The organism is Mesorhizobium sp. M1A.T.Ca.IN.004.03.1.1, assembly GCF_003997555.1.
GTDB lineage: Bacteria > Pseudomonadota > Alphaproteobacteria > Rhizobiales > Rhizobiaceae > Mesorhizobium.
On sequence record NZ_RZTV01000561.1, the window covers coordinates 1 to 259 of the forward strand.

Genomic DNA, 259 nt, shown 5'->3' on the forward strand with positions numbered 1-259 from the left:
GTTCGGCCTCGTCGCGAAGGCGACGGGGATATTCAGCACGTCGAGAGCGGTCAGCAGGCCGACGCGCGTGATGCCGAATTCGCGCAGATGCGGCCTAATGGCCGCGAGTGTCTGCGCCGGCGTGATTGCACGGTCGTGATAGTCGCTGACGCCAGCCGATGATCGTCTGAGATCATCGGCTAGCGTTTCAAGATCGGCGAAGGCGGACATACCGATCTCGCCCCTTTAGCGGAACTTCAGCGCATGGGTCAGATTTTCG

At 61.4% G+C, this 259-nt stretch carries 1 pseudogene; it reads right to left on the reverse strand.

The features are described from left to right. A pseudogene (locus EOD29_RS32880) lies at positions 1-210 on the reverse strand (hypothetical protein); the annotation flags it as partial. Positions 211-259 lie beyond the last annotated feature (49 nt).